This window comes from Micromonospora tarapacensis (genome assembly GCF_019697375.1).
GTDB lineage: Bacteria > Actinomycetota > Actinomycetes > Mycobacteriales > Micromonosporaceae > Micromonospora > Micromonospora tarapacensis.
In genome coordinates this window covers 1,543,969-1,565,526 of record NZ_JAHCDI010000004.1, presented here as the reverse complement: position 1 = coordinate 1,565,526, position 21,558 = coordinate 1,543,969, and the positions used below count along the sequence as shown (strand labels likewise).

Sequence of the window (21,558 nt, the reverse complement as noted above, 5' to 3'; positions counted from 1 at the left end):
GGCGGCCACCGCGGCCTCCCCGGCCGCCGCCAGCGCCGCCAGGTCGCCGGCGGCGAGCATCCGGGGCGGCTCGGCGCTGACCAGCTCCGGCGGGCCGAGGATCGCGGTCAGCTCCTGCCACAGCTGGCACAGCGTCAGGTGGTACTGGCCCTGGCGCAGCGGGTCCTCGCCCCGCTCGACGGTCTCCCGCAGCGTCCACAGCGCCCGGCGGACCCCCTGCGGCCAGGTGGTGCCGAAGACCGTGTCGTAGTGCGGGACCTCGGTGGGGCCGAGGGTGACCGCGCTGGGGGTGCTGGTGTCGCGCCGGGCCGCGAAGTGCGGATCGGCGCCGATCCCGGCGACCTCCCGCGGGAAGTCGGGCCGGGCCGTCCACACCGTCGGGCCGTGCGTGCCGACCAGGGTGAGGTTGCCGGCCTCGGTGCCGATGGTGATCCGGTGCATCAGGTGGGCGTAGTTGTCGGGGTCCGCCGGATCCATCTGGTTCTGCACCCGCAGCGTGACCGGCACCCCGGCCAGCACCCCGTCCAGGCTGCGGAACGGCAGGTCCAGATCGGTCGCCGTGGTGACCGTCGCGGGCAGCGCCGGCAGCTCGGTGAACCGCCACGGCCGGACCCCGCCGAGTGCCTGGCCGAGCAGGTCCAGCAGCGAGTACGCCAGCTGGAATCCGCAGGCCACGTCGAGGTAGCGCGGTGGCTGGCGGCGCAGCAGCTCGCCGGCCGCGCCGAGGAAGCGGCGCACCGGCGTGATGTGCCGGTAGAACGGGTTGAGCTGGTACACCACCTTGTGCCGGCGGGCCTGCCGCAGGCAGCGGGCCAGTTCGTCGTGGTGCAGCGGGTGTTCCTGCAACACGTGCAGGCCGCGCGCCATCAGCTCCATGGCCAGCTCGGAGCCCCGACCGCCGAGCAGGCCGCCGCGGATCACCACGCAGGCGATGTCGATGTCGTCGGGCAGCTGCGCCACCGACGTGTACAGCGGCACCCCGTAGTGCGCCGCGCAGGCCCGGGAGCGGTCGCTGCCCCCGGCGACGATGCCGGCGAGCTGGAAACTCGGGTCCGCGTCACGGAAGGACTCCAGGTAGACCTGGCCGAAGCGGGTGCCGCAGACGACCACCCGGGTGGGTCGGTTCAAATCACGTCCTCCTCGTACTCGTCGACGGCGGCGGCGTCCGCCACCACGGAGGCGAGCAGCACGCCCGGCGCCGACGCCAGCTCGGTGAAGGTCGCGACCGGGTCGAGCACCTCGGCGGCGTGCCAGACACCCGGTGGCACCGCACCGGCCAGCACGGCCCGGGCCGTCAACGCGGCCACCGTGCCGGTGAGATCGCTGGCGCCGGTGCTGCGCACCACGGCCGTCCGGGCACCGCCCGGGCCGTCCAGGGTGACCACCAGGTGCTGGTACGGCTGCTGCCCGAACAGGTCCAGCTCCGCGGCCCGGTGCAACAGCTCGCCGGCCCGCCGGTGGCCGCCGTCGCCGGGACGGGATGCGGCGCGCAGCGCGGCCAGCACCCGCTCACCGGCGAAGACCGAGTACCAGTCGACCTGCCGCAGGCCCAACCCGGCGGCGAGCCGGGCCGTCTCCGTGCTCAGGTAGGGCTGCGCCGTGACCGGTTCGGGAAAGGCGGGCACCGACACGTCGGTGAGCGGGCTCAGCGCACCGGGAACCACCCGGCCGTCCCGCCAGGCCGCCGAGGGCCACCCGAAACTCTCGTCGACGGAGACGTAGTCCACGGCGGCGGTCAGGGTGAACCGGTCCCGCCCGCCGACGTAGCCGGTCAGCCGCTCCCCGTCGGGCAGGTGCGCGGCGAGCAGCCGGGGCAGCAGCCCGGACAGCCCCGGCATCATCCCCGCCGACACCACCGCCACCCGCCCCGCACCGCCGGGGACCGCCGCGACCGCGGCGTACAACTTGTCGTCGCCGGCCGCGTCCACGTAGTCCGCGCCGGCCTCCGCGGACGCCCGCGCGACGGCGTCGGCCAGGTCGATCGCCGGGCCGGCGCAGTTGAGCACCACCCGGGCATCCGCGCAGAAGCGGGCCAGGCCGGCCGGATCGTGCGCGTCGACGGCCACCTGTTCGGCCCCCTCGACGTCGGGCGGACGGCGGGCGCCGGCCCGCAGCGGACCGACGTCCCACGAGCGCAGCAGGTCCAGGACGACCCGACCGACCGCACCGGAGGCACCGAGCACGGCGACGGCGGTCACCGGGCCGGCTCCGGGTCGAGTGCCGCCAGCGCCGCCCCGGCCGCCCCGAGCACCGTCCGGTGGTCACCGTCGACCTCGACCGTACGCACGTCACCCAGGCACAGGTCGGCCCAGAACTCCAGCTCCTCGGCGTCGTACGGGACCTCGCCGGCGGGCCGCAGCACGGTGAGGTCGCCGGCGTACAGGGTCGGCTCGTGGCGGACCGTCGCCGAGAGCCGCGCGGCGAAGCCCTCGTCGGGTTCCGCGGCTCCGGTCTCGACCCGGTACGCGGTCGCGGCCGCACCGGCGCCCGCCGGTCGCCACGGCGACACCAGGACCAGGGCCTCGACCTGCCCGCCCGCCTCGGTCAGCGAACGGGCCACCTCCAGGGCGAGGGTCGCGGCGAGGCCGTGCCCGATCAGCCGAACCGCCGGCAGGCCGGCGGCGTTGACCAGCCGGGCCTGCTCGGCGGCGACCCGGGCAGGTCGTCGGTCGCCGCGGTGGCCAGCCCGAGCACCGGACCGGTCGTCGCGAGGTGCGGCACCAGCGTCGCGTACCGGTCGGCCGTCGCGGCACAGCCCGGCACCAGCACCCACGGCGTGCCGGCGCCGCCCGGGTGCAACACGGACAGCCCGCCGGTGCGGGTGGGGTGTCGCCGGCCGGCGCCGCCACGACCGGCGCGGCCGTCTCCGCCTCGATGTGCCCGGCCAGCGCGGCCACGGTGGGTTGCTCCAGCACCTGCCGCAGCAACTGGTCGAAGAAGAGGCCGGCCGCCTGCGGGACCTCCTCCAGGATCCGGCCGGTGATCTGCGCCGCGACCAGGGAGTCACCGCCGAGTTCGAAGAGGTTCTCGTCTCGGCCGACCCGGCCCACCCGCAGCGCCTCGGCCCACACCGCCGCGATCCGGCGCTCCAGGTCACTGCCGGGGGCGCTGGCCGTGGCGGCGGCGGTCGCCCCGGCGGGGCAGCCGGCGCCGCAGCTCCGCCCGGTCGACCTTGCCGTTGGCGTTGAGCGGGAAGGCGTCGACGACCTGCACCACCGCCGGGACCATGTACTCCGGCAGCCGCCGCGCCAGGTGTTCGGTGAGGTCGTCCCGGGAGACCGGCAGCCGGTCGGTCTTGAACCGGGCGGCCAGCACGCACATGCCCAGCTCGGCGATGAAGCCGTCGGGCTCGGGCAGGCACAGCGGCTGCGCCGCGCCCGCCGAATCCAGCACCTCCAGCCAGGACCGGCGGTCGAGGAACACCTGCTCGGTGCCCCGGCGCAGGTCGGTGAAGTCGGCAGTGGCCTCGTCCACCCGGACCAGCAGCTCCAGCGAGGTCATGATCTGGTGGTGGTCGCGGGTCATCTCACAGGCCACCAGCCAGCCCTGCGGGGCCAGCACCGCACGCAGCCGCTCCAGCGCCCGACCGACGTCGGAGCTGGCGTGCAGCACGTCGCCGGCCACGATCACGTCGAAGGAGTTCGGGGCCAGGCCCTGGACGGTCGGGTCCTGGTCGATGTCGACCACCTGCAGACGCAGACCGGGCCGCTCGCCGAACCGGGTCCGCAGCTCGTTGACGAAGAACGGCGACAGGTCGGTGGCCAGGTAGTCGACCTCGTGGCCGTCCAGCGCGGCCAGCACCGCGGCGGTGGTGCCGCCGGCACCGGCACCGATCTCCAACACCCGCAGCGGACCGGGCTCGATGCGCTGCCCCGCGATCCGGCGCACCAGCGCCCCCGCCGCCTCGTTGGCCCATCGGTTGAACAGGGTCCGCTCGTAGAGCCCCTGCGAGACGTCCACCCGCCCCTGCGGAAACAGCAGCGCCAGCGGATCGTCCTCGCCGCGCAGCAGCGCGGGCAGCTGGGCGGTGCTGGCCCGGAAGTAGGCGAGCAGTTCCCGGTCCTCGGCGTCGGCGAACTGCTCGACGCCGCGCCATCCGGCGGCGGTGTCCGCCGCCGCGCCCGCCTCGGTCAGCCCGTACCGGCCGGCGCCGTCGAGGTCGAGCAGGCCGGCGCCGGTGAGCGCCCGCAGCCACCGCCGGACCAGCCGGTGGTGCCGCGGGGCGACCCGGGCGGTGTCGAGCAGCTCGGCCAGCGGGTGCCGCTGGCCGCCGGAGGCGAACAGGCCCGCCGCGCGGAACGCGTCGAGCATCGCCGGCAGCGCGACATCGTCCAGCCCGTGGGCGTACGCCAGGTAGCGCTCGCGGTCGACACCGGCGAGCGTGGCGTCGGCATCGACGCAGGCGGCCGCGCCGAGCTGTCGCGCCGTCGCCTCGTCGTGTTCCGCCTGCCGGGCGGTGACCGTACGGCCGGCCGGCTCGACGAACGCCGCCAGGCGACGCTCCAGCGGGGTGTCGCCGTCGACCACCACGACGGCGCCGGCCACCCCGGGATGCGCACCCAGCGCCGACTCGATCTCGGCCAGCTCGATCCGGTAGCCCCTGATCTTGACCTGGAGATCCTCCCGGCCGAGGAACTCGATGGTGCCGTCGGGCAGGTACCGCCCGAGGTCGCCGGTGCGGTACAGCACGTCACCGGTCTCCGGGTGGACGACGAACCGCTCGGCGGTGCGCTCGCTGTCGTTCAGGTAGCCCAACGCCAGCCCCGCGCCGCCGATGTACAACTCCCCGCCGACCAGGTCCGGACGTGGCCGCAGCGCCCCGTCGAGCACGTGGAAGCTCTGGTTGGTCAACGGCCGACCGTACGGGATGCTGCGCCAGGCCGGGTCGATCTGGTCGATCGGGTACCAGATCGACCAGATCGACGCCTCGGTGGCGCCGCCGAGGCTGACCACCCGCAGTCCGGGCACCCGGGCCCGGATCGCCTCGGGCAGGGCCACCGGGATCCAGTCGCCGGAGAGCATGGCCAGCCGCAGCCCGTCGGGGGGTGCCACCGCGGCGGAGACCAGGTAGTCGTGCAGCATCTGCAACTGGGCGGGCACCGAGTTCCACACCGTCACCGCGTGCGTGTCGACCAGTTCCGCCCAGTGCGACGGGTCGCCGCGGCGGTCCGGGTCGGGCACGACCACCGCGCCACCGACGGACAGCGGGCCGAAGATGTCGTACACCGACAGGTCGAAACCGAGGTTGGACAGGCCGAGGATCCGGTCCTCGGGGCCGACGGCGAAGCGGTCGTTGATGTCGAGCACGGTGTTCAACGCGCCCCGGTGACTGATCATCACACCCTTGGGCGTGCCGGTCGAGCCGGAGGTGTGGACGACGTACGCCAGTTCCTCCGGGTCGCCGGAACCCTCGACCGGGTGCGGCTCGCCCCCGGGAAGCAGGTCGACGGCGAGCATCCGCAGCCCGTCGGCCCAGCCGTCCGGGTCCACCCGGGACTGGGTCAGCGCGCAGCGCACGCCGGCACCGTCCAGGATGGTGCGCCGCCGGGCGGCCGGCTGCGAGGTGTCCACCGGCACGTAGACGCAGCCGGCGAGCAGCGTGCCGAGCACCGCGACGACCTGCTCCCAGCCCCGGTCCATCACCACCGCGACCAGCTCCTGCCGGCGGCAGCCGGCCGCGGTCAGCGCCTCGGCCACCCCGGCCGCCCGGCCCAGCAGCTCGGCGTAGGTCAACGTCCGGTCCCGGGCGACGACGGCCGGCCGGTCCGGGGTGCCCAGCGCCTGCAACACCACCCGGTCGTGCAGCATCCCGGCGGGCAGCGCGGACTGCGTCCGGTTCACCTCGGCGCGGCGCGCCAGGGCCGCCGGCGGCGGCTCCGGAAGCCCGGTACGGGTCCACGCCGCGTCGTCGGCGGCCAGCCGGTGCAGCAGCGCGTCGTACGCGGCGAACATGTCGTCGACCATCCCGGGCGGGAAGACCTCCTCGCGGACATCCCAGTTGGACACCAGACCACCGTCGCGCTCGATGTTCTGGCAGTCGATCCAGACCTGCGGGGTCTGGCTGATGCCGTAGCCGAGTTCGCCGAGCGGTGCGCCGTCGGCGGCGGCCCCCGCGTCGGCGATGCCGATGGCGCTGGTGAAGACCACCGGGAACAGCGCCGCCTCGGCGCCCTGCCGGCGGGCGATCTCCCGCATCACCTCGATGCCGCTGAACGTCCGGTGGTCCAGGTCCTCCCACAGCTGCGCCTGCAGGTCGCGGGCCCGCTCGTCGACGCGGCGGGTCGGATCGGCGTCCACCGCCAGCAGATCCACCGAGGTGAAGTCGCCGACCAGCGAGTTGACCTGCTCGTGCAGCGGTGCCCGGTTGAGCAGCGTGATGTCCAGGGTGAACCGGCTCCGGCGGCTCCACGCCGCGATCGCGTCGGCGAACGCGGCCAGCACCGCGCCGGACGGGCTGACGCCGTGCCGGCCGGCGCGCTGGCGCAGCCCTCCCAGACCTGCGGCGACAGTCGGGTCTCCCAGCGGCGGAACCGTCCCTCGCTGTCGGCGGGGCGGGACACCGTCGGCAGTTCCGGTGCGGCCGGCAGGTCGTCGACGCGGTCCAGCCACCACTGCCGGTCCCGCGCGTGGCGCGGACTGTCGCGCACCGCCCGTTCGGCCAGTTGGTAGTCCCGGAAGGTGATCTCCAGCGGCGGCAGCGGCTCGTCCGGCCGGTGGTAGAGCCGGTGCAGCTCGTCCAGCACCACCTGGACGCTGATGAAGTCGGCGATCAGGAAGTCGATCGACATGTGCAGCACGGCCCGGTCGTCGGCCAGGGTTATCCGGGCGGCGAACAGCGGCCACCGGTCGGGGGCGTGCACCAGGTGGTCCATCTCCGCGCGGACCGCGCTGAGACCTGCCTCGACCACCGCGTCGGGGCGGCCGGTCAGGTCGATCACCGGCACCTCGAACGGCGGCACCTGCGGCAGCACCCGCTGCGCACCGTCGGCCTCCACCACCGCGCGGAGCATGTCGTGCCGCTCGATCAGCGCCCGCCAGGCGGCGGTCATCCGGGCCGGGTCCAGCGCCGGATAGATCAGCTCGCCGTAGCCGTGGCAGGCGACGCCGCCGTAGGCGAACGTCTCGCCCCGACCGAGCAGGTACGCCGCCTGCACGTCGGTGACCGGGAACGGGTCGTGCCGGCGCGCCGGGTCGGGCACCAGGGCGACGCCGCCACCGTTGTCGAGGTGGGCGACGATCTCGTCGCGGCGGGCGCGCAGCGCTTCCCGGCGGGTCGGTGTCATCGCCCCCTGCGGTGCCCGGAAGCGCAGCTGACCGGCCTCCAACCAGACCCGCACCCCCGCGCTCTCCAACTCGGCGAGCAGGTCACCGGCGGACGACTGACTCATATCGTGCCCTCCTCGAAGTCACCGGGTTCCACCGCGCGGCGGTGGGTGTCGAAGACATCTGCCAGCTGCGCCACGGTCGGCGCCAGGAACAGCTGCCGCAGCGACAGTTCGGTCCCGTGGCGCAGTCGCAGCGTCTCCACCAGCCGGGTGGCCAACAGGCTGTCCCCGCCGAGCGCGAAGAAGCTCTGGTTGCGGCCGATCCGGTCGCAGCCGAGCACCTCGGACCAGATCTCGGCGACGAGCTTCTCGCTGTCTCCGCGCGGGCTCTCGTCGGCTGCGTCGTCGGGCTCGGCGGTCACCTGGGCGGTCAACGCCCGGCGGTCCACCTTGCCGTTGGCGGTCAGCGGCAGGTCCGCCACGCCGACCACCCGCTCCGGAACCATGTAGCTGGGCAGCCGTTCGGCCAGGAAGCCGAGCAGCGCCGGGTCGTCGACCGGTCCGCCGTCGGCCACCACGGCCAGCGCGAGCCGGCGATGGGCACCCTCGCCGACGGTGAGCGCGACGGCGCGGGCCACCCCGGGGTGCGCCTGGGCCGCCGCCTCGATCTCCCCCAGCTCGATCCGGTGCCCCCGGATCTTGACCTGGAAGTCGACCCGGCCGAGGAACTCCAGCGTGCCGTCGGGCCAGTACCGGCCGAGGTCGCCGGTGCGGTACCACCGGTGCCCGGCCTCGGTGACGAACTGCCGGGCGGTGGTCTCCGGGTCACCCCGGTAGCCGCGGGCCACCCCGACGCCGCCGATCCACAGCTCACCGGGCACCCAGTCGGGGCAGTCCCGGCCGCGCGGGTCGACCACCCGGTAGCGCTGGTTGCGCAGCGGGCGGCCGTACGGCACCGACCGCCAGTGCGCGGGCACCTCGTCGACCTCGCAGGCGTTGGACCAGATCGCCGCCTCGGTGGCACCGCCGAGCGCGACGAAACGGCCCGCGGGCACCGTTCGCGCAGCCGGCCGGGCAGGTCCAGCCCGACCCAGTCACCGGAGAGCAGCACCAGGCGCAGCCCGTCGGGCAGGCCCTCGGCGTCGGCCGCGACCAGCAGCATGTCCAGCAGGGCGGGCACGGAGTTCCAGACGGTGACACCGCCGCGCCGGGCCGCGGCGGCCCAGCTGCGGGCCTCCCGCCGGTCGGTGTCGGCGACGCAGACCACCGCGCCGCCCGCACCGAGCAGCCCGAAGATGTCGTACACGGACAGGTCGAAGTCGAGCGCCGAGACCGCGAGAACCCGGTCGGCGGGGCCGACACCATAGCGGGTGGTGATGTCGTCGACGGTGTTCAGCGCCGCCCGGTGGGTGATCTCCACCCCCTTCGGCTCACCGGTGGAGCCGGAGGTGAAGATGATGTAGGCCAGTTGGTCCGGGTCGACCTCGACCGGCGCCGGCAGCGGGGTGGCGGCGGTGTCCGGGGCGACGACCGGATGCCCGGTGGGCAGATCGGGCCGGGCGAGGACGACTCGCGCGGCGGCGCGGGCGTAGATCCGGTCGCGCCGCTCGGCCGGCTGGTCGACACCGACCGGCACGTAGTGCCCGCCCGCGGCGAGCACGCCGAGCACGGCGGCGATCTGGTCGACGCCGCGGGGCAGGGTCACCGCGACCGCGTCGCCCGGGTTGACGCCGTGCGCGCGCAGCGCCCGCCGATGCGCAGGGCGCGGGCGGCGAGGTCGCCGTAGCCGACGGCCGCGCCGTCGGCGGTGATCACCGCCGGGGCGGCGGGCGTGGCGGCGGCACGGGTGAAGAACCCGGTGTGCAGCAGCCCGGTCGGCAGCGGTCCGCCGGTGTCGTTGACCGCGTCGCGGACCTGCCGCTGGGCCGCCGGCAGCGGCGGTGGCCCGGCGGCGGTCCAGTCCGCGGTGGCCAGCCGGCCCAACAGCTCGCGGTACGCGTCGAACATCGCGTCGAGCAGCCCGGCCGGGAACAGTTCCTCGACCGAGTCCCAGTTGTAGACCAGGCCGCCGTCGCGCTCCATCACCTGGTTGTCGAGCCACACCTGCGGGGTCTGCGAGATTCCCCAGACCAGTTCGCCGAAGGGGAAGGACATCTCGCTCATGCCGCCGGCCACGCCGAGCGCGCTGGTGAACACGACGGGCATGCTCACCGTGCCGCCCTGCTGGCGGCGGGCGAGTTCGCGCAGCACCCACAGTGCGGACGCCGAGTCGTGGGCCATCCCCTCCCAGACCTGCTCCTGGGTACGCCGGACCAGGTCCAGCCAGCTGTCGCCCGCCCCGGCCCGGTAGGCGACCAGCAGCAGCGAGGTGAAGTCGCCGAGGATGTGGTTGATGTCGGGGTGCACGTCGCGCCGGTTGAACAGGGTGAAGTTGACGGTCAGTTCCCCGCGCCCGCTCCAGGCCGACAGCACCTCGGCGAAGGCGGTGGCGAGGACGCTGGCCGGGGTCACCCCGTGCCGGCGGGCCTGCTCGGTCAGCCGACGCCACTGCGCGGGGTCGAGCCGGTCCTCCCGGCGGTGGAAACGCGGCCCGACCACGGTGGCCGGGTCCACGGCCAGCGGCAGCGGCGGGCCGGGCGGCAGGGTGTCCAGCCGGTCCAGCCAGTACCGCTGGTCCTCGGCCACGGCCTGCGGATCGGCCGGTGCGGCGAGCAGGTAGTCGCGGAAGGTCACCCCGACCGGGCGCAGCACCGCCGCGGGGTCGCGGTACAGCGTGGTCAACTCGTCGAAGAAGATCACGATGCTGAGCGCGTCGAGCACGATGTAGTCGAAGCTGAACCCGATCCGCACCCGACCGTCGGCGTACCGGACGGCGGCGATCTCCAGCAGTGGCCAGCGGCCCGGATCGGGGATCCGGTGGGACATCCGCTCGCGCAGTTCCCGCAGTGCCGCGTCGCCACCGGTGCGCACCGCGATCCGGAAGCGGTCCACCTCGGCCAGCACCCGCTGGTCGCCGTCGTCGTCGAAGACGGCGCGCAGCATGTCGTGCCGCGCGACGAGCAGGTTGACGGCCTCCTCCAGCCGGTCGAGGTCGACGTCGGTCCCGTCGAACTCCCAGTACCAGTGCGAGCCGACGCCGCCCAGCGCGAAGTCGCTGCTGCGGCCCAGCCAGTACGCCCGCTGCACGTCGGTGGGCGGGAACGGCGCGTACCGGTTCGCCGGGTCCGCGGGCAGCACCGCGGCGGCGGGCCGGTCCTCGCCGGTGCGGTGCAGGGTGGCGGCGAAGTCGGCCAGCACCGGGGTGGCGAACAGTTGCCGCAGGCTCGACCCGGCCAGTCCGGCCTCGGCCAGCAGCGCCATCGACCGGGTGGCGACCAGGCTGTCCCCACCGGCGGCGAAGAAGCTCTGCCGCCGGCCCACCGCCGGCACGCCCAGCAGTTGCGTCCAGACCCGGGCGACCTCGTGTTCGATGTCGCCGACCGGCGCCTCGAGTTCGTCCACTCCGGGCCGGGCCGCCTCGACGAGGCGGGCCACCGCCCGCCGGTCGATCTTCGCGTTGGCGGACAGCGGCAACCGGTCGGTGAGCACCACCTGATCCGGCACCATGTACCCCGGCACCTGCTCCGCCAGCCAGTCGCCCAACGCGTCCGGGTCCACCTCGGTCGCGGCGCTGACCGCGGCGGCCAGCCGCCGGGGCGTGCCGAGGGCCACCACGACCGCCCGGGCGACCGCGGGGTGTCGCTCCAGGGCGGTCTCGATCTCACCCAGCTCGATCCGATGCCCACGAATCTTGACCTGGGCGTCGGCCCGGCCGAGGAACTCGACGATGCCGTCCGGCTGGTAGCGGGCCAGGTCACCGGTGCGGTACCAGCGCACCCCGTCGATCTCGCGGAACTGCGCGGCGGTCCGTTCGGGGTCGCCGCGGTAGCCGTCGGCCACCGACTCCCCGCCGATCCACAGTTCGCCGGGAACCCAGTCCGGCCGGTCCCGTCCGGCGGGGTCGACGACCCGCATCAGCTGGTTGGCCAGGGGTACGCCGTACGGCACCGAGCGCCACGTGGCGGGTGCCGGCACCGGCACCACCTGCACGGTGGAGTGGATGGCGGTTTCCGTGGTGCCGCCCAGCGCCACCAGCGTCGCGCCGGGGGCCCGCGCGGCCAGCCGGGCGGCCAGGTCGAGCCCGACCCAGTCACCGCCGAGCAGGGCCAGCCGCAGCGGCAGGTCCGTGTCGCCGGGCCCCGCGCTCAACAGCATGTCCAGCAGCGCCGGCACCGACTGCCAGACGGTGACCCGGTGCCGGCGGACCAGTTCCCGCCAGCGGTCGGCGTCGCGTCGCTCGTCCTCGGCGAGGCAGACCACCGCCCCGCCGACGCCGAGCAGACCGAACATGTCGTACACCGACAGGTCGAAGTCGAGGGCCGAGACGGCCAGCACCCGGTCGGCCGGCCCGATCCCGAACCGCCGGTCGATGTCGTCGATGGTGTTGACCGCGGCCCGGTGCGGCACCTGCACCCCCTTCGGCTCGCCGGTGGAGCCGGAGGTGAACAGCAGGTAGGCCGGGTCGTCGTCGCTGCCGGTGACCGGGGTGACCGGCGGGAACGACCGGTCCGCCACGTCGACCACGCACAACGGCGCGGGCAGCTCGGGCGGTGGGCTGCTGGCCACCACGTGCCGCACCCCGGCCACCGCGTGGATCCGGGCCCGGCGGGCGGCCGGCTGGTCGACGCCGACGGGCACGTACACCCCGCCGGCGCGCAGGACGCCCAGCACGGCGACGACCTGCTCCGGCCCCTTCTCGACGGTGACGGCGACCGCGTCACCGGGGCGGACCCCGCCCGCGACCAGGGCACCGGCCACCCGGTCGGCCCGGTCGGCGAGCTCGCCGTAGCTGAGCAGCCCGTCGGTGCCCCAGAGCAACGCCGGACGGTGCGGCTCGGCGCGGGCGTGGGCGTAGAAGTCCTCGTGCAGCCGGCGGCGACGGACCGGGCGGGCGGTGTCGTTGGCCGCCGCCCGGACCTGCCGGGTCACCGGTGGCAGCAGTTCCGGCAGGCTCGCTGACCAGTCCGCGTCGTCGTCCAGCAGCCAACCGAGAACCGTGAGGTACGCCTCGAACATCTGCCCGATCAGGCCCGGCGGGAAGAGTTCCTCGACGCAGTCCCAGTTGACGAACAGTCCGTGTTCGCGTTCGGTGACCTGCACGTCCAGCCACACCTGCGGGGTCTGGGACATCGTCCAGCCGGGTGTGCCGAAGCTGTCGCGCACCTCGGTGTCGAACAGCTCGCCGAGGCTGAGTGCGCTGGTGAAGACCACCGGCGCGCCGACCGGGGTGCCACCGCGGTGGCGGGTCAGGTCGCGCAGCACGTCCACGCCGGTGTAGCCGGGGTGGGCCGCGTCGGCGCGCATCCGGTCCTGCACCGCGCGGGCGAACGCCACGAAGTCACGGTCGGCGCCGGTGTCGACCTCCAGCAACAGCAGGTTGGTGAAGTCGCCGACCAGGTGGGTGACGTCGGGGTGGACCGTCTGGCGGTCGTAGAGCGGCAGGTTGAGCAGGAAGCGCGGGGCGGCGCTCCAGCGGCCGAGCACGTGACCGAAGGCGGTCAGGAACAGCACCGGCAGGGTCAACCCGTACGACCGGGCCCGTCGGGTCAGCCGCTCGACCTGCTCGGCGGCGACCCAGTGGTGGTGCCGGACCACGCGCTGGCCGCTGACCTGCTGCGGGTCGACGGCCAACGGCAGCTCCGGCGGGCCGGGCAGCTCGGGCAGCCGCGACTGCCAGTACGTGCGGTCGGCGTCCCGCTCGCCGTCCCGGCGCGCGCGCAGGGTCGCCAGGTAGGTCGGGTAGTCCAGCCCGATCGGGGGCGGTTCGGCCGCCGGATCCCGGTAGTGCCGGGCGAGTTCGGACATCAGGATGCGGAAGCTGTGCGCATCGGCCACCAGCATCTCGATGTGCACGTGGCAGCGGGTGGCTCCGCCGGGCAGCAGCGAGAGCTGCACGTCGAAGACCTCGCCGCGGGCCACGTCCAGCCGCCGGTGCGACAACCGGTCGCGCAGCTGCAGCAGTGTGCGTTCGGCCGTCTCGGGATCGTCGCCACGGAGGTCGTGCACGGTGAGGCCGGGCCAGGCGCTGTCGGCCAGGATCCGTTGCCGGCCGTCCTCGTCGAAGCGGGCGCGCAGCATGCCGTGCCGGCGCAGCAGTGCCCGGACGGCGGCCTCCAGCCGGGCCGGGTCCACCGCGGTCCCGTCGAACTCGTTGTAGAAGTGCGCGCCGACGCCACCGAGGGCCTGGCCGTCGCCCCGGCCCACCCAGTAGGCGTGCTGCATGGGTGCCAGGTCGAACGGCTCGGCACCGTCCACGACGGCCAGGGGTGGTTCGTCCGCCGCCACCGCGCCGGTGGGCACCCGGTCGACGGCCATCCGCCACCAGTCGTCGAGGGTGCGTCCCTCGATCAGCTCCGCGAAGCTCAGCGAGACACCGCACTGGTGCCAGCGGCCGACCAGCCGCATCACGCCGATCGAGTCGAGACCGAGCTGGAGCAGGTCGGCGTCGTCCGCGACCGTGTCGGGTGGTTCGCCGAGGACCGCCGCGATGTCGTTCCGCATGCCGTCCCGGGTGAGGGGTCGTCTGTGTTCGGCCTCAACGCCCAATCTGGGTCTCCCCTGTCCGACGGAGCTCTCGCGTCGCTGGCACACGAGCCGGTGTCGACGCCAAGGTAACAAGCGCGCCCGGATACGTACAGTAGAAAGAACAAGCTACTTGCAATACGCTCCACATACAACGTCGCGACGGCCGTCGCGCCTCGACGGCGCGCGGCGGAAGGGGGCATCCGCGATGACGACCGGCCTGCCCGTCGAGGGCACCTGCCAGGTCTGGTGGGCCCGGGTCGCGTCGCCGGACGACCCGGGCCTGCTCGCCCTGCTCGGCACCGGGGAGCGCCGCCGACACGCGACGTTCACCGACCGGCGAGGGCGGGCGGCGCATCTCACCGCGCGGGCGCTGACGCGACTGGTGCTCGCCGACATGCTCGGCGTCCCGGCGTCCGGGCTGCGCTTCGAGGCGACCTGCCGGCGGTGCGGGGGGCCACACGGCAAGCCGGTGCTCCGCACGCCGGCCTCCCCGGTGACGTTCTCCGTCGCGCACTCCGGACGGTGGTGTGTGGTGGCGTTCGCCCTACGGACCGAGATCGGCGTCGACGTCGAACGGGTCGCGCTGCGCGGGGACACCCTGCCGCTGCGCGCCCTGGCCCCCACCGAACGTGCGGTCCTCACCGCGGCCCGGAACCGGACGGCCGCCTTCATCAGGTACTGGACCAGGAAGGAGGCGTTGCTCAAGGCGACCGGCGACGGGCTGACGGTGGATCCCGCCGCGATCACCGTGACCGGCCCGGACCAGCCGGCCGCCCTGCTGAGCTGGGACGCCACCCCCGTCCCGGCGGACCCGCCACACCTGACCGACCTGGCCACACCCGCCGGATACGGCGGTGCGCTGGCCACACTCGGCCGGCCACTTGTCGTGTCCTGTCACGACGGTGAATCCCTTCTCGATCGGATTCGTACCGGTGTGGCGGTTCCTGAGCGACACACATTTCCAATAAGGTGCTGACCTAACGCAACTACCTGATCTCCATCCGTTGCCGGCACGCCGGGCTCACCGTCCGGCAACGGAGGAGTCCACGCAGGCAGGCCCCCCACCCACGCGATGTCCGTTGAGCCCTCAGGAAAGGGATCCGATGTCTGACGACAGCCGCACGTCGTCCGGTGCCGACACCAGCACGGTGTCGGCGCCGGCCCCGGCACCACCCGACGAGTTCGTTCCCCCGATCACCGGCCGCAAGCGCACCCTAGCCCTCGTCGTCGTACTCACCGGGTTCGTGCTGGACCTGCTCGACATCACCATCGTCAACGTGGCGCTGCCGTCGATCCGGGACGGCATCGACGCCACCGCCTCCACCATGCAGTGGCTGGTGGCCGGGTACGCGCTCGCGTTCGCCTCGATGCTGATCATCTCCGGTCGGCTCGGCGACATCGTCGGCGTACGCCGGATGTTCCTCATCGGCGTCGCCGGCTTCACCTTCACCTCGCTGCTCGCCGGGCTCGCCCAGTCGCCCGAGCAGCTGATCGTGCTGCGCTTCGTCCAGGGTGCGATGGGCGCGGTGATGGTGCCGCAGGTCTACACCCTCATCCAGCTGCTCTACGCGCCGAAGGAGCGCGGCCGGGCGTTCGCCGCGATGAGCGCGGCGCTCGCCTTCGGCACGGTCGGCGGCCCGCTGGTCGGCGCGCTGCTGACCACCGCCAACGTGGCCGGCCTGGGATGGCGGACGATCTTCCTGGTCAACGTCCCGATCGGCATCGCGGCCTTCCTGGCCGCCCGGACCCTGCTGCCCGAGTCGAAGCCGAACCGCCGGGAACGACTCGACGTGGTCGGCGCGACCCTGATCACGGCGGCGGTGCTGCTGATCGTCTACCCGCTGGTGCAGGGACGTGAGCAGGACTGGCCAGCATGGACGTACGCCAGCATGGCCGGCGGCCTGGCCGTCTTCGCGCTGTTCGTGGTGCACCAGCGGTCCCGGACCGAGTCGCCCCTGGTGCCGATGTCGCTGTTCCGGCACCGCTCGTTCAACTCGGGCCTGATCGTGGTCTTCCTCTTCCAGGGCGCGGTGATGTCGTTCTTCCTGGTCATCACCATCTACCTGCAGATCGGCGTCGGCTACAGCATCCTGCGCGCCGGGTTGTCCGGGCTGCCGTGGGACGTCGCCGTGCCCCTGCTCGGCTGGCTCTCCGCCCGGGCGATCACGCCGAAGCTCGGCCGGTTGGGCCTGCAGGCCGGGCTGCTGCTGCTGATCGTCAGCATGTTCTGGTTCATGTGGGTCATCGACAGCACGCCGCAGGTGACCATCTGGCAGCTGCTCGTCCCGATGTTCATCGGCGGCGCCGGCATGGGCATGACCTTCCCGCCGTTGATGGGCTACTCGCTGCACGACGTGCCGGGTCACCAGGCCGGATCCGCCTCGGGGGTGGTCAACGCGAACTACCAGATCGGCGTGACCCTGGGCATCGCGGCCTGCGGCACGCTCTTCTTCAGCCTGCTCGCCGCCCAGGCGCCGGCGGCGGTCGACGACGTGGCGCCGAGGCTGCGCGCCGACCTGGTCGCCGCCGGCGTCTCCGACGCCCAGGCCGGGCAGATCGGCGACCGGTTCCGCGACTGCGTCACCAGCCAACTCGACGCGGCGGACCCGACACTCCCGCCGCCCGGCTGCGACGCCGCGAGTCTGGCCGCCGGCAGCGGCGGCGGCGCCGCCGAGGTCGTCGAGCAGCGGGCCTTCGAGACCAGCCAGATCAGCTTCCAGCGAGCGATGGTCGGCACCCTCTGGTTCAGCGTGATCAGCTTCGCCCTGGCCCTGTTGGGCAGCTTCCTGCTGCCCCGGCGCTAGCGAACCGGAGGCTGGTGCGGGACGCCCTGGGCCAGGGCCGTCCCGCACCAGGTTTCCGGCGACGCTCAGCCGAGCGCGGTCCGGTAGGTCGCGAACGTCCAGACGTGACCCTGCGGGTCCTGGCAGGTGAACTCGTACGAGTCGTGCGGCTTGCTCTCCGGCGGAAGCAGGATCTCGGCACCGGCGGCGACGGCGCGGCCGTGCAGATCGTCCACCTCGGTGTCGGTCTCGACCCGCACGAACGTGCCGGCGGTCGCGGCGCCGAGCGCCAGCGGCTCGCCGAGACGCAGCCCGCCGTTCGCGGGATTGATCATGATCAGCCCGTGGTCACCGATGCGCAGTTCGGCGTGGTAGACGTTTCCGGCCCCGTCGTCGAAGACGCCCAGCGTGGTGAAGCCGAACGTGTTCACCAGCCACTCGATGGCCTTCGCCGGGTTCTCGTACGCGATGTAGGGGGCGACGGTGGGCGGGACGGAGGAATCGGCCATGGGTCACTCCTCGGAGTCTGTGCTGCGGACGAAGTCAGGACGAACAATCACTCTATGTGCTCTTTGTGTCCTACGGACGAAAAGGCGTGGACGTTCTGTCGGCAACGGTCAGTCGAGCTTCGGCGCGTAGCTGCCGAAGCCCCACAGGTGGCCCTCGATGTCCCGGACGACGTACTCCCGGGAGCCGTAGTCCGTGTCGGTCAGCGGCATGACCACCTCGGCGCCCGCGGCGACGGCGCGGTCGTGGTGCGCGTCGACGGCGTCTCCGACGTACACGTACACGCCCTGGCTGGTGAAGGGCAGGTCACGCGGACTGCCCATGGGTAGGCTCGACGACCCGGCCGGGCCGAGCTGGAAGGTGCCGATGCCCCAGCGCAACTCGGCGTGCACGACCTGACCCTCGCCGCCGGTGGTGGTCTCCAGCACGTCGAAGCCGAAGGCCGAGCACAGCCAGTCGATCGCGGCGCGCGGATCCTGGTAGCGCAGGAACGGGATGACGGGTGCGACCACGTCGGACATGAAGATCCTCCTGATGTCGACAGACGACACCACACCCTACCCGGCGGCGACCACACGCGAGCACAGTCGACACACCGCCCGTCAGCGGGCCCGCACCGCCAACGGCAGGTGGTCGTACGAGCGCAGGCTGGCGTGTCGGCGCCGGACCGGCGGCGCCGCCGGACCGAGGATCTCCACGGCGCCCACCAGCCGCTCGAAGACGACCACCGACATCAGCCGGGCCAGGGCGGTGCCGAGGCAGTGGTGCAGGCCCCCGCCGAATCCGAGGTGCGGGTTCGGATCGCGACCGACGTCGAGACGCTCCGCGTCGGTGAACACCGTGGCGTCCCGGTTGGCCGCGCCGAGCAGCAGCAGCACCGTCCGCCCGGCCCGGATCTTCACGTCGGCCACCTCGACCGGCTCGCGGGCCACCCGGATGACGTTCTGGATCGGCGCGTCGTAGCGCAGGAACTCCTCCACCGCCGAGGCCACCAGCGCCGGATCGGCCCGCAGCCGGCGCAGCTGCTCCGGATGGGCGAGCAGCGCGGCGACCCCGTTGGAGACCAGGCCCATGGTCGTCTCGAACCCGGCGTGGAACAGGAAGAGCATGTTGTCGGCGAAGTCCGCGACCGCCAGCCGGTCGGTGGCCGACTCCTCCCAGTACATCCCGGCCAGCGTCGGCCCGCCGGGCTGCTCCCGCCGGCTGGACAGCAACTCGGCGAGGTAGTCGTGCAGCCAGGGCAGCGCGGCGTTGATGTCGTGCAGGTCGGCCGGGGTCAGGTTCGCCGCGTCGAAGACCTTGGCCAACGAGACGACCCGGGTCAGCACCTCCGGCCGGTCACCGGACGGGATCCCGATCAGATCGCACACCACGCCGACCGGCAGCGGCACCGCCAGGTCGGTCACCACGTCGAGCCGGCCCCGTTCCAGGGCAGGTGCGAGCAGCGCGTCGGCCGCCGCGCCGATGTGTCCGGTCAGCCGGCGCACCACCGGGGTGCCCAGCGCCCGGCCGATGAACCGCCGCAGGCGGGTGTGGTCCGGCGGGGTGCGGGTCAGCACGATCCGGTCCAGGAACTCCGCACCCGGGCCGTCGCCGAGGGTGAGCCGGGTGTACTCCGCCGGCATCCGGCTCTCCAGCCGGTTGTCGCGCAGCAGGGTGGAGACCACGGAATGCCCGGTGACCAGCCACTGGCCCAGTTCCGCCCGGGACAACGGGCCGCGGGCGCGCAGTTGGGCGTAGGCCGGGTAGGGGTCGTCCTGGGTCGCCAGGAACGCCGCGGACAGGTGAGGGCGCGCGGTGTCGGCTCGCATACAGAGCACTATCCGCGAGTGGGCCCCGGCCGGCAAGACCCTACATACGTCGTCGGCGCCGGAAGCCGCACTGTCGACACTTGCCTTGTCGCGTTCTAGGCTGGGCGGGTGCGTGACGAACCCGCTTCCGTCGGTCAACGCCTGCTGGCACTCATGGACCACTACCGGGGGCGGGACAGCGCCCTCAACGAACAGGTGCTGTGGCGCCTTCGCGGCCCGTACGACCACGAGGCCATGACCCGGGCGGTGGCCGCGCTCACCGCCCGGCACGAGCCGCTGCGGACCACCTACCCGCGCGGCCGGCGGCTGCGCCAGCGGATCCACGAGCCGCGAGCCGTGCCGGTGCCGGTGACCGACGTGTCAGCCGAGGCCGATCCCGCCGCCGCCGCCCGACGGATCGTCGCCACCGAGGTGGCCACCGGAGTCGACGCCTCGGTGTGGCCGCTGCGCCCCCGGGTGGTCCGGCTCGGGCCGGAGCACCACCTGGTCGTGCTCACCCTGCACCACTACTGCTCCGACGACTACTCCAACGCCCTGCTCTCCAGGGATCTGCGCGCCCTGTACGCCGGTGAGACCGGCGAGCCGGTGGACCTCCCCGCGCCGCAGTGGCAGTACGCGCACTGGGCCCGGTGGCAGGCCGAGCAGCTCTCCGGGGCGAGTCTGGAACGGCTCACCCGCTACTGGACGGGCAAGCTCGCCGGCGCGCGGTTGGTGGAGCTGCCCGCCCGCCGCCGGCGCCCGGTGCCCGACGGCGAGCCGCCATGGATCTCGGTCGAGCACTACCTGGACGCGGAGACCACCGCCGCCCTGCGGCAGCTCGCCCGCCGGCACCGCACCACGTTGTTCCCGGTCACCCTCGCGGTGTTCTACGCGTTGCTGCACGCCGAGACCGCCGCCGGCGACCTCACCGTGGCCTCGCTGTTCGCCAACCGCGGGCTGCCGCAGGTGCGCGACACCGTGGGCTTCTTCGCCAGCATGGTGCTGCTGCGCGAACGCTTCACCCCGGACACCACGCTGAGCGAGCTGATCGGGCAGGCGCGGACCACCGTGATGGACGCGATGCGCCACCAGGACCTCCCCCACCAGCTGCTGCCGCCGGACACGGTGACCGGTGGCGCCGGGCGCACCGACGACGTGCTGTTCCAGCTGATCGGCAGCCTGATGACCCGTACCGACATGGCCGGCGAGGAACTGGACGACATGGAGGCCCAGCTGGAGCGGCGGCGCTTCGCGCTGGAGTTCGTCGTGGTGCCGCAGGGCGACGTGACCTCCGTGCTGCTGTTGTGCTCGCGTGCCGAGTTCGATCCGGCGTGGGCCGACGCCTTCGTCCGCGGCTACGTCGACCTGGTACGGCGTGCGGTCGCCGACGCCGACGTCCCGCTCGCCGAGCTGCGGGCCGTACGGGTGCCCTGAGCGGGCCGGGGCTCGGCGGCGCGGCCGGAAGGGTCGGCCGATTGGCGCGGGCGACATCCGGTGGCGGGGTTCGATCGCGTCCCGTCCGACGACGGCCATGCCGAGCAGGGCGGACAAGGGACGTGGATTTAATTGAGCCCGCAATAATCGACGTCGCACGCAGTCAGCGTATAGACAGATTTCTTTCGGCTCGTCGTGCAACAACACGCGATAATGCAAATTGCAAGCGCCGCGATGTCGGCGACAATCGGGTTAAGTGCGCTGAACCGGACTCGCGCGGCCGAACAGGGTGCCTCGGGCAACTCACCCGGCCCGCGCCACCGCGCCACCTGCCGGTCGCGGTCAGCCCCGGCTGCGACCGGCCAGCGGGCCGGGGCACCAGCGCACCACGCGTGCCCCGGCGACCGCGGGACGGGACATGCGCCGCCGCACCAGGAACTTGAAGTGCACGCGCAGCATTCGACCGATCTGCTCCGAGGCCACCCCGCGTCCACCGCGGTGCCGCTCCAGCATGGCCCGCTCGGCGCCGCATCGCACCACCACCGCCGCGCCGGCCGCGGTGGCACCGGCGGCCACGTCGACCAGGGACGTGAAGCCCACCTCGTCGACGCCGGTCACGTCGGTCAGATCCAACTCGACCCGGTCCGGGCGCGAGTCGACGTGTTCCAGCATGTACTCGGCGACCCGGGTGACATACCCGGCGGTGCTCCGGTCGACACTGCCGCTGACGGAAATCGCGACGGCGGTTCGACTCACTCTCCGAGCTTTGACCATCGGCAACACAATTCCCCCCTCCTGCTGGTGTCACACCCTAGGGCGGACCGCCGCGGCAGGGGAATGACCGATCGGCTTCAATAATGTGACATCCGCGTGCTATCTCCGTCGGTAATTCTGATAGGCGACAATGCATGTGACTTTCCGTGCCGCAACAGGAAGAGTTCCGGCCCCGCCCCCGGCGGCCCGGCCTCCCCGGCCGCGGATCCGCGATGAGCAGCGCATGCCCGCCCCGGCACGCGCCACCCGCGCGCACCGGGGCGGCGGAGCACCGCCCGGCGTGGCTCCGCACGGCCGACCTCGATCCGACACTCGGGATCACCGCGCGTGATCGAACTGCGCGCCGGTTGCCGAACATCCGACAAAAGTCGCCGGAACCCG

Annotated in this window: 11 protein-coding genes and 3 pseudogenes; 3 read left to right on the top strand and 11 right to left on the bottom strand. The window is 73.4% G+C overall.

The genetic code is table 11. The features are described from left to right. Window positions 1–87 precede the first annotated feature (87 nt). The 7 genes and pseudogenes from KIF24_RS12990 to KIF24_RS12975 all read right to left on the bottom strand — a co-directional run. Window positions 88–1,110: pseudogene (locus KIF24_RS12990) on the bottom strand (Gfo/Idh/MocA family oxidoreductase); the annotation flags it as partial. Between the two features lie 14 nt (window positions 1,111–1,124). After that, window positions 1,125–2,198, bottom strand: coding sequence for a saccharopine dehydrogenase NADP-binding domain-containing protein (locus tag KIF24_RS12985; protein ID WP_221084259.1), 1,074 nt, complete (start codon window positions 2,196–2,198; stop codon window positions 1,125–1,127). After that, complete coding sequence (locus KIF24_RS34455) at window positions 2,195–2,773, bottom strand: thioesterase domain-containing protein (protein WP_331461408.1); 579 nt, start codon at window positions 2,771–2,773, stop codon at window positions 2,195–2,197. Before KIF24_RS34455 ends, KIF24_RS12985 begins: the two co-directional genes overlap by 4 nt. A 160-nt stretch (window positions 2,774–2,933) precedes the next feature. Continuing rightward, window positions 2,934–3,050 (bottom strand): annotated as a pseudogene (locus KIF24_RS34450) (phosphopantetheine-binding protein); the annotation flags it as partial. Between the two features lie 43 nt (window positions 3,051–3,093). Continuing rightward, window positions 3,094–5,808 carry an amino acid adenylation domain-containing protein gene (locus tag KIF24_RS32725; RefSeq protein ID WP_230416349.1) on the bottom strand — a complete coding sequence of 905 codons (2,715 nt, stop codon included), beginning with the start codon at window positions 5,806–5,808 and terminating at the stop codon, window positions 3,094–3,096. Window positions 5,809–6,194: 386 nt separating this feature from the next. Next, window positions 6,195–7,388: a condensation domain-containing protein gene (locus KIF24_RS32720; RefSeq protein ID WP_230415542.1), complete on the bottom strand. Its 1,194-nt coding sequence runs from the start codon at window positions 7,386–7,388 to the stop codon at window positions 6,195–6,197. Beyond that, window positions 7,385–13,865 (bottom strand): annotated as a pseudogene (locus tag KIF24_RS12975) (amino acid adenylation domain-containing protein). Before KIF24_RS12975 ends, KIF24_RS32720 begins: the two are co-directional and overlap by 4 nt. 229 nt (window positions 13,866–14,094) lie before the next feature. On the opposite strand from KIF24_RS12975, the gene KIF24_RS12970 reads away from it, so the two are divergent. Further along, window positions 14,095–14,865 (top strand): 4'-phosphopantetheinyl transferase family protein, encoded by a 771-nt coding sequence (locus KIF24_RS12970; protein ID WP_221084258.1) that lies wholly within the window; start codon window positions 14,095–14,097, stop codon window positions 14,863–14,865. Between the two features lie 127 nt (window positions 14,866–14,992). After that, window positions 14,993–16,693, top strand: a complete 1,701-nt coding sequence (locus tag KIF24_RS12965) for an MFS transporter (protein ID WP_221084257.1) — start codon at window positions 14,993–14,995, stop codon at window positions 16,691–16,693. A gap of 65 nt (window positions 16,694–16,758) precedes the next feature. Here KIF24_RS12965 and KIF24_RS12960 read toward each other — a convergent pair whose 3' ends face one another. The 3 genes from KIF24_RS12960 to KIF24_RS12950 form a co-directional block, all read right to left on the bottom strand. Continuing rightward, window positions 16,759–17,181 carry a VOC family protein gene (locus KIF24_RS12960; protein WP_221084256.1) on the bottom strand — a complete coding sequence of 141 codons (423 nt, stop codon included), beginning with the start codon at window positions 17,179–17,181 and terminating at the stop codon, window positions 16,759–16,761. A gap of 108 nt (window positions 17,182–17,289) precedes the next feature. Next, window positions 17,290–17,700: a VOC family protein gene (locus KIF24_RS12955; RefSeq protein WP_221084255.1), complete on the bottom strand. Its 411-nt coding sequence runs from the start codon at window positions 17,698–17,700 to the stop codon at window positions 17,290–17,292. Window positions 17,701–17,781: 81 nt separating this feature from the next. After that, complete coding sequence (locus KIF24_RS12950; protein WP_221084254.1) at window positions 17,782–18,990, bottom strand: cytochrome P450; 1,209 nt, start codon at window positions 18,988–18,990, stop codon at window positions 17,782–17,784. Between the two features lie 153 nt (window positions 18,991–19,143). On the opposite strand from KIF24_RS12950, the gene KIF24_RS12945 reads away from it, so the two are divergent. After that, entirely contained in the window at window positions 19,144–20,403 is a 1,260-nt protein-coding gene (locus KIF24_RS12945) for a condensation domain-containing protein (protein ID WP_221087325.1), read from the top strand. 342 nt (window positions 20,404–20,745) lie between these two features. Here the strand turns inward: KIF24_RS12945 and KIF24_RS12940 are convergent, their stop codons facing one another. Next, window positions 20,746–21,159 carry a hypothetical protein gene (locus tag KIF24_RS12940; protein ID WP_331461103.1) on the bottom strand — a complete coding sequence of 138 codons (414 nt, stop codon included), beginning with the start codon at window positions 21,157–21,159 and terminating at the stop codon, window positions 20,746–20,748. Window positions 21,160–21,558: the final 399 nt, after the last annotated feature.